General features: G+C 29.1%; 13 protein-coding genes. 3 read left to right on the forward strand and 10 right to left on the reverse strand.

Annotation, left to right across the window (positions count from 1 at the left end):
- Positions 1-30: 30 nt before the first annotated feature.
- The 4 genes from ACSYT2_RS07275 to ACSYT2_RS07290 form a co-directional block, all read right to left on the reverse strand.
- Complete coding sequence (locus ACSYT2_RS07275; protein WP_430856520.1) at positions 31-1,104, reverse strand: helix-turn-helix domain-containing protein; 1,074 nt, start codon at positions 1,102-1,104, stop codon at positions 31-33.
- A 117-nt stretch (positions 1,105-1,221) separates the two neighbouring features.
- Positions 1,222-3,246, reverse strand: coding sequence for a penicillin-binding transpeptidase domain-containing protein (locus ACSYT2_RS07280; protein ID WP_438384345.1), 2,025 nt, complete (start codon positions 3,244-3,246; stop codon positions 1,222-1,224).
- Between the two features lie 44 nt (positions 3,247-3,290).
- Positions 3,291-3,641 carry a hypothetical protein gene (locus ACSYT2_RS07285; RefSeq protein ID WP_430856522.1) on the reverse strand — a complete coding sequence of 117 codons (351 nt, stop codon included), beginning with the start codon at positions 3,639-3,641 and terminating at the stop codon, positions 3,291-3,293.
- 221 nt (positions 3,642-3,862) lie between these two features.
- Positions 3,863-4,543 carry a pseudouridine synthase gene (locus ACSYT2_RS07290; RefSeq protein ID WP_430856523.1) on the reverse strand — a complete coding sequence of 227 codons (681 nt, stop codon included), beginning with the start codon at positions 4,541-4,543 and terminating at the stop codon, positions 3,863-3,865.
- Positions 4,544-4,729: 186 nt separating this feature from the next.
- Between ACSYT2_RS07290 and ACSYT2_RS07295 the strand changes: the two genes are divergently transcribed.
- A complete protein-coding gene (locus ACSYT2_RS07295; RefSeq protein ID WP_430856524.1) occupies positions 4,730-5,674 on the forward strand; it encodes a hypothetical protein in 945 nt (314 codons plus the stop codon).
- Positions 5,675-5,794: 120 nt separating this feature from the next.
- A complete protein-coding gene (locus tag ACSYT2_RS07300) occupies positions 5,795-5,953 on the forward strand; it encodes a hypothetical protein (protein WP_430856525.1) in 159 nt (52 codons plus the stop codon).
- A 48-nt stretch (positions 5,954-6,001) separates the two neighbouring features.
- On the opposite strand, the gene ACSYT2_RS07305 is transcribed toward ACSYT2_RS07300, so the two are convergent.
- The 3 genes from ACSYT2_RS07305 to ACSYT2_RS07315 all read right to left on the reverse strand — a co-directional run bounded on the left by ACSYT2_RS07305 (position 6,002) and on the right by ACSYT2_RS07315 (position 7,786).
- On the reverse strand, positions 6,002-6,709 hold the full coding sequence (locus ACSYT2_RS07305) for a DUF881 domain-containing protein (protein WP_430856526.1): 708 nt from the start codon (positions 6,707-6,709) through the stop codon (positions 6,002-6,004).
- A gap of 309 nt (positions 6,710-7,018) precedes the next feature.
- Entirely contained in the window at positions 7,019-7,426 is a 408-nt protein-coding gene (locus ACSYT2_RS07310; RefSeq protein WP_430856527.1) for a PH domain-containing protein, read from the reverse strand.
- Positions 7,427-7,552: 126 nt separating this feature from the next.
- A complete protein-coding gene (locus ACSYT2_RS07315) occupies positions 7,553-7,786 on the reverse strand; it encodes a hypothetical protein (RefSeq protein WP_430856528.1) in 234 nt (77 codons plus the stop codon).
- A gap of 151 nt (positions 7,787-7,937) precedes the next feature.
- Here ACSYT2_RS07315 and ACSYT2_RS07320 point away from each other — a divergent pair, with 151 nt between their 5' ends.
- Positions 7,938-9,428, forward strand: coding sequence for an aryl-sulfate sulfotransferase (locus tag ACSYT2_RS07320; protein ID WP_438384349.1), 1,491 nt, complete (start codon positions 7,938-7,940; stop codon positions 9,426-9,428).
- 38 nt (positions 9,429-9,466) lie between these two features.
- Here the strand turns inward: ACSYT2_RS07320 and ACSYT2_RS07325 are convergent, their stop codons facing one another.
- From ACSYT2_RS07325 to ACSYT2_RS07335, 3 genes are all read right to left on the reverse strand, one after another.
- Positions 9,467-11,242, reverse strand: coding sequence for a M3 family oligoendopeptidase (locus ACSYT2_RS07325; RefSeq protein ID WP_430856530.1), 1,776 nt, complete (start codon positions 11,240-11,242; stop codon positions 9,467-9,469).
- A gap of 255 nt (positions 11,243-11,497) precedes the next feature.
- Positions 11,498-12,199 carry an ABC transporter ATP-binding protein gene (locus tag ACSYT2_RS07330; RefSeq protein ID WP_430856531.1) on the reverse strand — a complete coding sequence of 234 codons (702 nt, stop codon included), beginning with the start codon at positions 12,197-12,199 and terminating at the stop codon, positions 11,498-11,500.
- 13 nt (positions 12,200-12,212) lie between these two features.
- The gene (locus ACSYT2_RS07335) at positions 12,213-14,705 is read right to left on the reverse strand and encodes an ABC transporter permease (protein WP_438384351.1); all 2,493 of its coding nucleotides are present in this window, start codon (positions 14,703-14,705) and stop codon (positions 12,213-12,215) included.
- Positions 14,706-14,866: the final 161 nt, after the last annotated feature.

Below are 14,866 nucleotides of genomic sequence, written 5' to 3' on the forward strand. Positions count from 1 at the left end.
TCACCACTGGATTTTAAAAGTTATAATAAACTATTTTTTTCTTTTAAAATATGTATTCCTCTTCTTTAAACCAAGTAATATCTCAACATCATCAGGATTTAAAGTCATTTTATTTTTGCTTAATATCTCAACAATTTCTTCTAAAGTTAAGTTATTTCTATCCATAACTGATCGAAAACCAACTACATTGTTATCCTTTAAAGAATCATCTAATGGTTCTTTTTTAAGCCAGCCTTTCTTTTCCATTTCTAATAGTAAAAACTTATATTTCTTATAATCTATAATTCCTAATCCATAAGCTCTAAATATCATTGCAGATACTGGCGCTAAATATTTCTTTTTGATATCTAAGTATCCATTTAAATTAGTAGGATTTACTAAATCCTTAAAGAATTCTTCCTTTGGCAATAAGAACTCACATGCAAATTCATCCATTGGGAATTTCTTAACTGGAATACCAACTTCATTTGCAATCATATACCCAAGTTCGTAAGCAAGATCATAATTTCTTCTTGCAATTGATCTATTATCATTACCTAAAGATACAATATACTTAAGATCTCCATTCATTGTAACTTTTTGAGTAAATGTTGAAATACCTTTTTTATCAAAATAAATATCTGAAACTATAATTCCATTATCAACCATTGCTGATACCATATTTTTTATAGGTCCATCACCAATATTCCAAGTCTTCCTTACAGCATTTACGATAGCTTCTAAATCCCTGTATTGCCCTCTCTTAGGTAAATTAACATTCTTAGTAGGTACATATTCATCTAATAGACCATAAATCTTACCTATCATTACTAACCCTTCTTTACAGGCTATCTCTTCATTCTTATTAGTTGAAGCTTTAGAGTTTAATGAAGTTCCTTCTATAATAACCTTTATAAGATCCTTTTCGTAAAAATACTTATTAGGAAATTTTAATGCCTTACATAGCTTCCATACGTTATCTTCAACTGGACGGTACTTATTTTCTTCAAAGCACATAATATCCTTTCTGTTTACTCCACTTTCTTCTGCTAATTGATCTAATGATTTACCTCTATACAACCTTGCTGACTTTAACCTTCTATAATTTATCGCTCTTTCTTCCATTCTATCTCACTTTCATTTCTTTTATTGAAAATGCTCTAGACATCATTGATATCCAGAGCATTTTCTATCCTTATTAATCTATTAAGTCTATCATAATTTTATAATTTAGTCAATTATCTACTTTACTGTTTCCAGAGCTTTCTTGACTTTTGGTATTACATAATGACTACCGCCTCTATCCTTTACATCTTCTGCCATTGTTACTACTAATAAATTATTTTTATCTTTATTTGTAGTCATTGCTGCGAACCATCCAAGTTCTGTTCCTGTTGTATCATCTTGAGATGCCTTTATTTCTGCTGTCCCTGTTTTTGCTGCTATGGTTAGTCCGCTTGTTTGAACTTCATGACCTGTACCACCAGTATTTTCAACTACTTGAATCATATTCTGTAATACAAGATTTGCAGACTCTTTACTAATTGCATTCTCCTTCCATATCTTAGATTCCGGATTGTTCTTGTACTCCAAATAAGGAGAAATAATATTACCTTGGTTTAAGAATGCAGTATATATTGAAGCTAAATGTACTGGATTCACTAATACTTCACCTTGTCCATATCCGCTATCTGCTAATTGAACTTCAGTTTTTATATTACCATCTGATGCTATTTGAGATTTGGTCATCCCGTATTCAAAAGGTAGTTCCTCACCAAAACCAAAACTCTTTAGTTTTTCTGCAAAAGTATCTTTACCAATATCTAATGCGGTTTGTGCAAAATAAATATTATCAGAATATACTAAGGCATTTAAAAGATTATTTCCCCCACCATACTCACTTACCCTAGTAACTGAATAATCTCCCCAACTGCTGTCTTTTTGCCATTTAAGACCACTTATATTCTTATTTCCATTTGGATCTAAAGTCTTACTATCTAATCCTATCGCTGCTGTAAGAGGTTTAAATATGGATCCTGGTACAACTTTACTTGAAAATCTATTGTATAATGGTTTATTGATATCATTATTTAAACTATTCCATTTGTCTGTTGATATCCCCATTACAAAGTCGTTTGGATCATATCCTGGAGTACTTACTAATGCAAGAACCTCTCCAGTATTAGGGTTCATTGCTACTGATGTCCCTTTATCCTTAGATAACTCACCATATAAAAGGCTTTGCATATTAGAATCGATTGTTAATTTTAAATCCGAACCATTTTGTGGTTCTTTTGATATTATACTACTAACTTTTTTACCATTCATATCTACTATATTTATCTCAAATCCATCGATTCCCCTAATCTTATCTTCGTATATCTTTTCTAAACCAGTTTTACCTATTACTGAATCTGATCTATAATTCTTATCACTATACTCCTCTAGTTCTTCTGCATTTATGTTTTGAACATATCCTGTTAAGTGTGCAGCATCTTCCCCTAAAGGATATACTCTTGCTGCTTTATCGTTAATCATAATCCCTGGAATCTGCAAAAGACTTTGTTTTCTTGTATCTGTACTAGATATAACCTTTATAGGTACAAACATATCTGACTTAACATAGGATGCCTTTAATTTGCTTTTTATATCATCTGCAGAAATTTCTAGTATACTTGCTATTGATGCTATTGCCTCATCTTGGTTAGCACTTAGCTTTCCTGGTACAATCCCAACATTTGCTGCTAACCCATCAGTGGCTAATGCTTTCCCGTTTCTATCTAAGATTTCTCCTCTTTTAGCTTTATTAGTTTTTACAGAAACCTTTTCTACTTCATCAAGTTCAGGGTAAATAACTTTCGACTCCCAAATAACACTAAAAGATTTATTTTCATTCTTCATTTTTATACTATTATCAAAAGTTAATTCACTTCCCATTACCGTCATAGATGTAGTATAATCAATTTTCTTATCCCCGCCATCACTTGTGACTTTGCTAATATCAATTTTTATGTCCTTTGCTTCAATACCTTCATAGATGTTCTTATTCCTTTTTATAAAGTCATCTTTTGATATTTTTTCCTGACTCTCACTACTTATCATTTCATACATACCTTCGTAGTTCTTATCATTAATTAAATCGAAGTATTTACTTAAAGCTTCATTTGGCTTATTAGAAGTTTTAGTAACTATAAATATAGCTCCACCTAATAAAACTAATATTGCTAATATTGCTATAGATACATAAATTTTAAGTTTTTTATTCATACTTTCTCCCTCCTCCTGTATAGCACAATCTATTTTTAACCTTTTTAATCATTAATTCCAGGTTTTAAGTTCATTACATATTCATTATTTACTTTACTAATTTCAATACTTACATCCTTATAATCATCTGGCAAAATAACCTCATCAAAATCCCTTTTGTAAGAGTTCCCTTGTAAATCATTAAATTTCACCATTAAATATCCAGCTTTTCTCATACCTCTTTTATTAATTGCAATTCTTTCTTTCGATTTTCCTAATACCTTCTTTATCTTGCTTGTCCCCATCGGAACATCCTTAAGGATAATTTCTATATCCTTTATTTCTTCACAAGTGTTATTTTCAACTCTAGCCCACATATTACCGAATATAGATTTAAAGTATAACCCTACAATCATTATATACCCCTCTCACATAGTAAGTTTTAACAATTTTCTCCTATCCTATTATACACCATAACAACAACAATATTATACAAATATATTACATAAAATCTTCTAGAATATACTATTTTTAGCACCTACTAGACTATTTCATTCAATTACTTCCACTAACTCTAATTTATGCCCCTTTGCTAATCCCAAGCTCTTTCCAAATAGAAGTCTCACATTAACTCAATTTAACATTTACTTAATGTCTCCACTTCATTTAAAGTTAGATGTCTCCACTTACCATAAATTATTCCATCTATTTTTATATTCATTATTCTAATACGTTCTAACCTTATAACAGTATATCCAAAAGCTTTACACATTCTTCTAATTTGCTTGTTAAGTCCTTGTGTTAGAATTATTTTAAAACTATCTTCTGAAATTCTCTCTAGCTTGCATGGTTTTGTTTTAACTCCACAAATTTCAACGCCACTTTCCATTCCTTTAATAAAATCTTCATTATAGGACCTATTAACTGTTACTAGATACTCTTTCTCATGTTCATTATCAGATTCTAATATTTTATTGGCTAAATCTCCATCGTTTGTCATTAGAATTAACCCCTGGGATTCTTTATCTAACCTGCCAACTGGAAAAATATATTCTGGATAATCTAAATACTTAATAATATTATTATCAACATCTTCAGCTGCAGTGCATGTTATTCCTATAGGTTTATTCAATGCAATATATATTTTTTCTTTTCTTTTAATTGGAATATTATCAATTAGAATAGCATCCCATTCTTCTACCCATTGTCCTGGCTCACATAACTTTCCATTAACAATAACCCTTTTATTTTCAATTAATCTATTTACATCCTTTCTAGAACAATATCCATAATTGCTAAGAAGTTTATTAATTCGCATTAATCTAATCCTTTCATTATACTATTTATTTAGTTCAATAATCGAAGTCTTTATGATGCTTTTGCACGAAATTTCTATCATTTAACTATATATTATTTAATGACATATGATATGTCAAATCTCATTTACTAGTAAAAGTTTAATTTGTTATAATAATACATATTGTCAATGAAAGGGGTATCTTATATGAAGGACAAACTACTTTATAATCTTGCTGAATCAATTGGATTAACATTTGTAAATCAGCAAGATATATTATATGGATTATATAGAGGATATAATCTTACAATTAACTCAATAAATTATGTATACTTTATTTACTTTCCAGTAAGACTCACTAATGAATTTGGACTTAATGATATGAATAAGTTCCTAAATGAATTAAAAGGCGAATATAAAAAAATAAAAAACGTTGTATATAAAGGTAGTGAAATTCAACTAGAATACGCTCCTAGGACTAGTAACAATGGAAATGACCTCATACTACTATCTATACTTGATAAAATTGTTAATATGGCTATGATAAATAATTTATTAACTTGCTGTGGCTTTTGTGGTGAATTTAATGAATCCCCTCCATTTTTATTAAATAACATTGTTGTACCTCGTTGTAAAAATTGTCAGAATAAAATTAATAATGTAATCCATGAGCAACGAAACACTTATGAGTCCAAGAAAAATAAAATATTTTTAGGAATAATCGGCTCTCTGCTTGGAGCCTGCATCGGATCTTTTTTATGGGTGATAATAGCACAAATGAATTATATTGCGGCTATTGCTGGTTTTGCTATTGCTCTATGTAGTATTAAAGGATATGAAAAATTTGGTGGAAAGCTAAATATTTCAGGTATTGTTATTACCTCAATCATAACAATTATTATGGTTTTCTTTGCAAGCTATATTTCACTTGCTTTTGATATTTATTTAGAATATAAAGCTGATTACCTAATTACTTTCTTTGATGCCTTTAAATCTGTTCCTGAATTTTTAACCGCACCTGAAATAAAGGATGTCTTTATGAAAGATTTAGCAATTGGTTATCTTCTTACAATACTTGGTTCTATATCATTTATTATTAGATCCTATAAAAATGCTAACTACAGAATAGAAACTGAAGAAATAGAGCTTTAAAAATCTCCACCCTTTCTGTGTGAGCATTAATAAATTTTCCATATATAAACCATAGTAAAATTTAACTCGAATTTTTTTCTTATTTGTGGCCAAAATACTATCGTAAGGAGTTGATGTACTATGAGTAATAAAAAACAACATAGAACTGATGGAGTAATTCATTCGGCAACAATGAAATTCCCAGCATCTATGCAATCTTACAATACCCCAACTTCTGATTACTCTTACACAAGAGGAGTTCATGCTAAAAAAACAGCTTCTCAAAATCCAGTTTATTAAAAAAGGGCAATCTTAATCTAGGTTAATTCTAGATTAAGATTGCTCCTTTTAATTTATTCCTTGTATATGATCAGACTTTATAGATTCAGTACTTTTATTAATTATGATTTCATTTTGTTCGACTATATCAAAATCGTAAGCTTTTAAACCTCCATACTCTATGTCCATCTTGAAAGTCAAGGCCTTTTTTAATTTAGGTACATCACCTATAATCTTTATAACAATTTTTTCAGCAGGATTAATTTTACCAGCTGAGCCTATAGTAATAAATTTCCCTGAATTTTTTATACCTGTTTGAGGTGTTACTCTATACTCATTTATTTCAATAGCTTCTGCTTGAGCATACCATATAAGATTTATTAGATGAACTAATTCTACTTCCCCTAAATTTTGTGCATCACCACTAACATTACCACCAAAAAATGAATTTTTCTTTGTAAGTGTAAGCTCTATACCTTTTCCCTTTACACTTACAAGTCCAAGCTGCATTCTTGCACTATCAAGTTGCTTTTTGATTTCTTGACCAATATCAGTTTCATCTGTTGCACTACCTTCAAGTTCTTTTAATTCTTTCATAAGCTCTGTCTGTGACTTTGTTAATTCATCTTTTTCTTTTCTTAATCCCTCTACTTCACTTACTATATCACTGCTATACCCTGTATTTCCTTTAGATAATGTTTTAAATTGGTATGTAATAAGAAAACCTAAAAGTACACATATAATTGCAATTGATACCTGCGATGTCCTTTTCTTCAACTAATCCACCTCAATTTTTATTGACTTTATTTATAATCTAATAGCTCTTAATACCTATATAGTAATATTCTCCCTTAAATATTTCAAGGGCTAGATATTTATCTCTTATTATAGAATATGAACTTTTCTAACTTTTATATCTAAACTATATTATAACATTACTTACCTGTTTATTATATTACAATTACATTACATATTAAATTTGTAAATCATTTTAACACAAAAAGAACCTAAAGTTAAAAGAATAGCACCTAAAATATTTTCTCAGGTAAATTCATTCAACTTTAGATTCTTCAACTTATCTTTCAATTAGTCACATAAGTAATATCTTTTTACTAATCCTATTATTTCTTTAGCTTCATTAGATTGTTTCTTAGGTACCTTAAAGGAAATTGGAGCACTGAAATATGCACCACCAGGCCCCATAACTGTATTTCCATCAACACCTATCTTTATATCTACATCTAAATCAAAATTCCCTGCGGTCTCATAAGTAACACTTTTTATATTTTTTTTCGGGAAAAACTTAACTTCTACTTTCTTCCCTGTAAGTCCTTGTACATCTACTAGGTAAACACCTAAATTTGTTAGAATAACTGAATCTCGAATAAATTGATAAGAGCTAAGAACCTCTTCCCCCTCGAAAATATAGTCTTCTACATATGTAAGATCTGCTCCCATTGTTGCCTTACCTGATAGTTTATCATATAATCCCATAAAACCCTCCAAAACTTTTTAATTATTTATCATCTATAATTATACTATATTACTAACTAATTACAAAAGAAAAAAAGTGTAAGTTATCCTTACACTTTAAAAATAGATAATTTATCAATATGTTTATTAACCATTTAATAGTTGAAACATATCTTTAACTGTATGCTTAACTCTGTCTGGCAACTTATCTATAGCTTTTTGTCGTTTTTTATCATCATTTATTTGAGCTATTTTCATTACTTCTTGCTGAAGCCCAGGTATATTATTAAGTTCATTTGTTAATGCTGTAAATCTAGCAGCGAAGTTAGGGTCAGTATTCATTCTTTGTTGTATTTTCATAATTAGCTCATAGGGATTCATTATATCTAATCCTCCTATTTACTGTTTTCTTTATATTTTCATAATATTCATTTATTAGATAAATGTTCATAACCGCATATAATTTTAAAAAATCTATTCTACAAATCTAAAAAAAGATATGGTATAATTCTGCTTTAGAAAGGAGTAGTATATGATAAATTTAATATATAAACAAAAGAGTATAACAGATCAAATAAATGAAGAATTTAAAAGTAGAAACTATACTTTAGAATCACCTTACATAAAAATAAATCCATATAATTTTTGTCCACTTTCAGCATTAGTGCTATTTACAACAAAAAACCCTTGCAGAATTAGTTTATACATAGAAGATGATATTGTTCAGGATTTAAAGGAATATTCAAGAACACATAGATTAAATGTCATAGGGTTAAAGGCTAATTTCAATAACACTATTAAGATAACCTGTACATATAAAACATATAAAACTGAAAGTTTCACCTTTAATTTAGAGACAAGTCCTCTACCAGAAGATTTCCCTAAGATAAAAATTCTTAAATCTGAAGATAATGCAATATTAGATGGTTTTTATGCATTATCTCTTACTAACACATCTGGCAATCGAGGTAAATCTCATTATATTTCTTTGATTGACTCAAAGGGTAATATCAGATGGTACTATAAAGGTATCTCAAATTATCTCTTCAAGAAGCTTAATAATGGTAACTTTCTAATAGATGCTTCTTATCCTTCAGAGAATTTAACTAAAAATACATCTCCTGGATTCTTTGAGATAAATCTTATTGGTAGAATTATTAATTATTACCCTATTGATGATGGATTTTATTATGAACCAACAGAACTACCAAATGGAAACTTCTTAGTGATTACACAAAGTAGCAGTAATAAAAGAGACTTAGTTATTGAAATTGATCGAAAATCAAGGCAAATAATTAATAGATGGTACTTTAATGAAATATTAGATACTAAAAGACCTGCAGATTTATGGTTAGATGATGACCCTGATGATTGGATTCATATTAACTCTGTTTTCTATGAAGAAAAGGATAATTCTCTGATAGTTTGTTGTAAAAACCAAAATGCCATAGTCAAAATAAATAAAAACACTGCTGAGATTAAATGGATATTAGCTCCACATTATGAATGGAGAGATTCCTTTAAAGAATATCTACTATCACCTAAAGGCAATAATTTTGAATGGTCTTGGGGTCCACACTCCCCTATAATAACAAATGATGGTAGTTTATTTGTATTTGATAATGGAAACTTTAGAAGTAATGATATGGATGATGTAGTACTAGCTCATAACAATTATAGTAGGGCTGTAGAATACATAATAGATGAAGACGCTATGGAAGTAGAACAGATATGGCAATACGGTAAAGAAAGTGGTAATACCCTTTACTCTGCCCAAGAGGGTTCTATAGATATACTCCCAAATTCAAATAGATTAATAACTTTTGGTAGTATAACAAAAGATATCTATGGTAATCCAATAGATGATGTTCATAATCCAAGATGTAAAAAGGAAGCTTATATTATTGAAGTTTCTAATTCACAGAAACCCAAAGTTATATTTGAAGCTATAATAAAAAATAATATCTTTAATCCAGAAGGTTATATCTGTTTTAGTTCAAAAAAGTGGTATATTTCAAGGTAATACTTGAAATATACCACTTTCAATTGATAATACACCTTTTATTTCTTGCTTAACTCAATAAACTTTTCTATATCTTCTTCAATAGTCTTTAAAGACTCTTTCCAGAAATCTTTACTTCGAATATTTATCCCCATAATTTTTGTTACATCAGCAAGATTATTCTTACCTGTAATTGCAAGTAATTTTTCATATGCCTCTGGGAATGAATCCCCCCTCTTTAGATACTCTGCATATAATCCCTTTGAAAATAATAGTCCAAAGGCATAAGGGAAGTTATAATAATTAGTATCCGCTGAATAATAATGAGGTTTCCATGCCCACATATAAGGATGTAGGTAATCAGGATCTAATCCATCTCCATAAGCTTCTCTTTGAGCTTCTAACATTAATTCTTTAATCTCTTCTACTCCTAAAGCACTTACCTTTCTCTTTTCAAATACTGACTTTTCAAACAAGAATCGTGAATAAATGTCAACAATTACTTGAGTACAATCAGATATTTCACTTTCCAATATTGCTAGGGCCTCTTCTTTTGAAGCTTCTTTTACAGCTGCTTTCTTAATTATTGTCTCACAGAAAGTTGATGCTGTTTCAGCAATAGGCATAGGATAGTCAGCATTTAATGTAGTTTCACCCTTTAAACATTCATTATGGAATCCATGACCTAATTCATGAGCCATAGTAACTACATCACCAAACTGCCCTCCAAAGTTTAATAAAACTCTACTTTCCCCAAGACTATGAATTCCTTCACAGAAAGCTCCACCAACTTTACCTTGCTTTGGATAAACATCTATCCAGTTATTATCTATAGCTTTTCTTGCAAATGTACCTAAATTCTTACTAAATGTATTAAAGTTTTTTTCAATAAAACTACCAGCTTCTTCATAAGTAAATTTCATCTCTGCATCTGCAACTGGTGCATACATATCATAGAAAGGAAGCCCATTCTTATGGCCCAATAGCTCACCTTTCCTTCTTAGATACTTTCTAAAAATAGGTAAGCTATCTACCATTGCCGAAAGCATTGCATTTAAAGATTCTTCATCCATTCTTGATTCTATTAGAGTCATTTCTAGTGGTGACTTATAACCTCTAAATTTACAAACAGATATAACTTCACCTTTTATTCCATTAAGTGCAGCTGCTACCCCTTCTTCTACCTTTGAATATGCTGCTATCTCAGCTTCATAACCATTTTTTCTAACCTCTGAGTTTTCATCGTAAGCCATATTAAGAACTACAGTTAGAGGTAATTCTTTTATTACTCCATCCTCCTCAATATCTACCATCAATGAAGATATTAAATTATCTTTAAGCTTTAACCAAGCATTTGATCCTGTATTTTTCATATTTGCAATAATTGATTCTTCTTTATCAGAAAGTAAGTATTTGCTCTTTTCAACTATTTCTTTTAATATAAATTCATGATCCTTTAATAATTTTGATCCATTAATAACAGAATCCAATTCTGGTATATTACTAATCCATCTTTCAATCTTAGTAGAACTCTCCACTAATTCTGAAGACTTCTTATCTAATATGTCTGAATACTTAAGAGCAGTAGTATCTTTTGTATTTACACTTATAGATAATTCTGCAAATGTATATAGTTTATGAATTATATCTGTATATTTAGAATATCTCTTTATATATTCTTCTAATTTTGTAGTCAGATCCTCATTATTCTTAACTACTTCTGTTGCCCATATATTAATATCAGCAATCATATCATTAAGCCTCTTTATATCACTTTTAAATTCATCACTATCAAATGAAGAATATAACTCTTTCAAACTCCAATTTAATTCCATGTTAATTCCTCCCATAAGTCTTTTTATTATTATATCACGAAAATACTAAAATTTAGTTTAATCTATCCGAATTAAGTAAAAATTTTGTAGAAAGTAGTATTCCTTTATTTATAATAGATTCATATAACTCCTATATTTCCTAAATAATATTAGTTAGATTTCACAAAAAATAACCATATACTAATTTAATAGTTTATGGTTATTATCTTATTATAGTTCCAATTAGATATAAAAAGTATTACTATTTATTTTTTTCTATCCTACTTTTTTTACAGTAAGCTCCTTCCTATCAACAATTTCGCCATCAATTAACTTTATGATAGAGGTTCCATATTGTGCAGCTTCACTAGAGTGTGTCACTTGAATCAAAGTTTTCCCATACTCAAGATTTATCTTTCTAAATAGCTCCATAATTTCCGTACCAGTTTTAGAATCTAGATTCCCAATAGGTTCATCTAAAAAGATTATCTCTGGATCAAATATTAAAGCTCTTGCAATTGCAACCCTTTGTTGTTGTCCTCCTGATAATTCCCTTGGGGTTACCTTTCTCTTATCCTTCATACCTATAATATCTAATATTTCACTTAGTTTTTTTTCATAATCCTTTATCTTCTTTCCATCTAATATTAATGGAAGCATTATATTATCTTCAACAGTTAAGTTAGGTACTAAATTATAGAATTGAAATACAAATCCCATTTCACATCTCCTCATTCTACTCATTTCCTTAGTCTTAATAGTGCTTAGATCCTTTCCATTAATTGATACCATACCAGATGTTGGCTTATCGAGACCACCAAGAAGATATAATAAAGTTGATTTCCCACCACCTGAAGGTCCCATTATTGATATAAACTCTCCTTTTTCTACGGTAAAATCAATATTCTTTAATACCCTTGTTGTTTCCTTACCTACTTTAAATGATTTATCTAAATTTTTTACTTCAATTATATTCATATCTCTAATCTCCTTACTCATACTTTAATTCTTCAATTATTGATAGCTTTCTATTTTTAAATAGTATTGGAATTGTCGCTAGAAGTATTACAACTAATGATGCTATGAAATATAGTGGAATTAAATTAACATCTAGTTCTACATTTAACGGCATCCCTACAACTGTTAACATTCTAGTTAATAGTGATAACCCTAAGTAGCTATATGGAATAGCTATTACTAATGACCATACTACTGATAAAATTGATTCTGTAATTAGCATTGTTCCTCGACCGACTCCTGTCATTCCAACTGAACTGAATACTGCAAGCTCTCTTTTTCTTTGTAAGAATCCTATTATTATATTGTTTAATACACCTAATGCTGCAATAAACATAGCCATATATGAAAATATACTAAGAACATTTACAACCATCTGATTAGATTTTATATTATCCTTTTCGAATTCTGCCTTTGTAGTTGCCTTAGCTCCAAATTCCTTAATAATTGGTGTTATTTCCTCTTTTACTTCTTCAGGATCACCACTTGTCTTAATTGAAATTTCCGTTGCTTCTTTTATATTAAATTCTCTTTTAAAATCATTCATATCCATAAAAATAACTTGCCCATTATTGTATAGTTTTCCATCTACTGAGCCTAAAACTTCAAATTCTTTTGTAATCTCATTACAATCTAATTTTATTTTGTCTCCTACTTTTACATCCAATGTCTTTTTTAATTTATTAGTTATTATTACTTTATTACTACCTGCTTTTTCAAACTCATCATAAAGTTTAGAATTTTTTGAAGATCCAAATTCTAAATAACCGTTAAAATCCTTATACTTACTCTTCTCTATACCCTCTACTGAAACCATAGCTTTTCCTACAAATCCAAATCCTTGATTTTGTAACTGAATACTATCTTCATTGATATTTTTATTCTCTTTTAGACTTTTAACAATTTTTTCGGTAACATTTGATTCCTTAACCCCAGAAATACCATTTATTTCACTTATACTTATATCAAAATTCAACTTTGAATAAGCATCTGTTACCATACTCTTCATACTAGTTCCTATAGAATTAATCATAAATATTGATAGTAAGGATATTACTATAAGTGTTATATTTCCCATAAGAACTTTAGATGTCCTTAAATTATTTAAAGCAAAAATAATAACCTTACTTCTACCTCTAAATATATTAAATAGTAAATTAGTAACTATATCTATAACCTTTGGATACATAAGAACTAACCCTATAATGGATATTATTATAAATAACCCACTAAAATTAATTGCCCAATCTATATTAACAAAGTTTATGCAGATTGATATAGCTAATAATGCAGCGCCTATAATAAACTTACTCCAGCCTATTCTCATTGAGATATTCACATTATTTAAAATTACTTCTTTTACTTCTATTTTTCTTATTCTTCTAATTGGAATAACTGCTGATATAAATGATAAAATTATTGCAAATCCTGTACCAATTATAAAGTATGATGGATTTACTACCAGTTTTTCTATAACACCATAGTCCCTTAATGGTGATATTACGTAATTTATTAAATATAACCCACCTAATCCAATAACATTACCTAGAATGGCGCCTATAATTCCATAAGCTATACTTTCTAAGTATAATATTTTTTCTACTGTCCAGTGTGTTGCACCTTGGCTTAAGAATGTTCCAATTACTGATAGCCTTTCAGTAATTGTTAACTTAAATGAACCATATATAATTATTGCACTCATCACAACGACTACTAATAACATTACATATAATACTGATGTGAATTGCCCCATTTGGCTTTTTACTGCTTCTTCATCAAATAATTCTTTAGCCTCAAATTCCGAATTATTTTCATTAAATATTTTTATACTATCCTTAATATTATCCATTTCTTTATTTGCAAGATAATAATTAAACTTCCCATCTAATTTATATTGACTTTCTAGATATCCATAAGGAACTATTATCCCATATGATTTTGCTGTTTCTATATAAAATCTTCCATTGTTAGATGATATAGCTTCAATGATAAAACTCTTTTTTTCCCCACCCACTATTAGTTCAAGTTTATCGCCTATTTTTAAACCTTCTTCTTCACTTACTCTTTTAGAAATAATACATTTTTCTCCTATAAAATCATTTAAATTTCCATCTAATAAATCCTCTTTTGATATAGTATTATTTTCTCTACCGCTTATACTTACATTTTTCGGCTCATCTTCAACTGTTGTTGAAGGTATTATTACTTCCCCCTGTATTCCCTGAACACCTTCTTCTTTAATTCCCTCTAAAGTAAAGAATGCTTCTCCTTTTTTTGATGTTATTGTAATTTCTTTTCCTTCATAAGCTTCCGTCATTGGCTTTTCGAAACTTTTTATAGCCACTTGCACTGCGCCTGTAATTGATACTAATAGCCCTGTACTTAGTGATATAGCTAAAATTAACAATGCAAACCTTGCTTTCTTCTCTGTCATACACTTAGCTATATATTTAAAAAATATCTTCATAGTTTCCTCCTAATATAAAACACTTAATTGATTCTGTATCAGTGTACTAATTGAATGGTACACTAGTATAGTTAAATTTACAAAGTTAACCATGAGTGAAATTGAGTTATTATATGTATTTATATGGTTCAATCTCCACTTTTCACCTTATTGCTCTGTTT

Origin of the sequence: Clostridium zhoujianii, assembly GCF_051590805.1 — a bacterium.
Classification (GTDB): Bacteria; Bacillota; Clostridia; order Clostridiales; family Clostridiaceae; genus Clostridium.

Coding starts and splice junctions, on each gene's coding strand:
- ACSYT2_RS07320 (WP_438384349.1), top strand. CDS start 7,938: ATGATAAATTTAATATATAAACAAAAGAGTATAACAGATCAAATAAAT.
- ACSYT2_RS07295 (WP_430856524.1), top strand. CDS start 4,730: ATGAAGGACAAACTACTTTATAATCTTGCTGAATCAATTGGATTAACA.
- ACSYT2_RS07330 (WP_430856531.1), bottom strand. CDS start 12,199: ATGAATATAATTGAAGTAAAAAATTTAGATAAATCATTTAAAGTAGGT.
- ACSYT2_RS07285 (WP_430856522.1), bottom strand. CDS start 3,641: ATGATTGTAGGGTTATACTTTAAATCTATATTCGGTAATATGTGGGCT.
- ACSYT2_RS07290 (WP_430856523.1), bottom strand. CDS start 4,543: ATGCGAATTAATAAACTTCTTAGCAATTATGGATATTGTTCTAGAAAG.
- ACSYT2_RS07315 (WP_430856528.1), bottom strand. CDS start 7,786: ATGAATCCCTATGAGCTAATTATGAAAATACAACAAAGAATGAATACT.
- ACSYT2_RS07300 (WP_430856525.1), top strand. CDS start 5,795: ATGAGTAATAAAAAACAACATAGAACTGATGGAGTAATTCATTCGGCA.
- ACSYT2_RS07275 (WP_430856520.1), bottom strand. CDS start 1,104: ATGGAAGAAAGAGCGATAAATTATAGAAGGTTAAAGTCAGCAAGGTTG.
- ACSYT2_RS07280 (WP_438384345.1), bottom strand. CDS start 3,246: ATGAATAAAAAACTTAAAATTTATGTATCTATAGCAATATTAGCAATA.
- ACSYT2_RS07325 (WP_430856530.1), bottom strand. CDS start 11,242: ATGGAATTAAATTGGAGTTTGAAAGAGTTATATTCTTCATTTGATAGT.
- ACSYT2_RS07310 (WP_430856527.1), bottom strand. CDS start 7,426: ATGGGATTATATGATAAACTATCAGGTAAGGCAACAATGGGAGCAGAT.
- ACSYT2_RS07335 (WP_438384351.1), bottom strand. CDS start 14,705: ATGAAGATATTTTTTAAATATATAGCTAAGTGTATGACAGAGAAGAAA.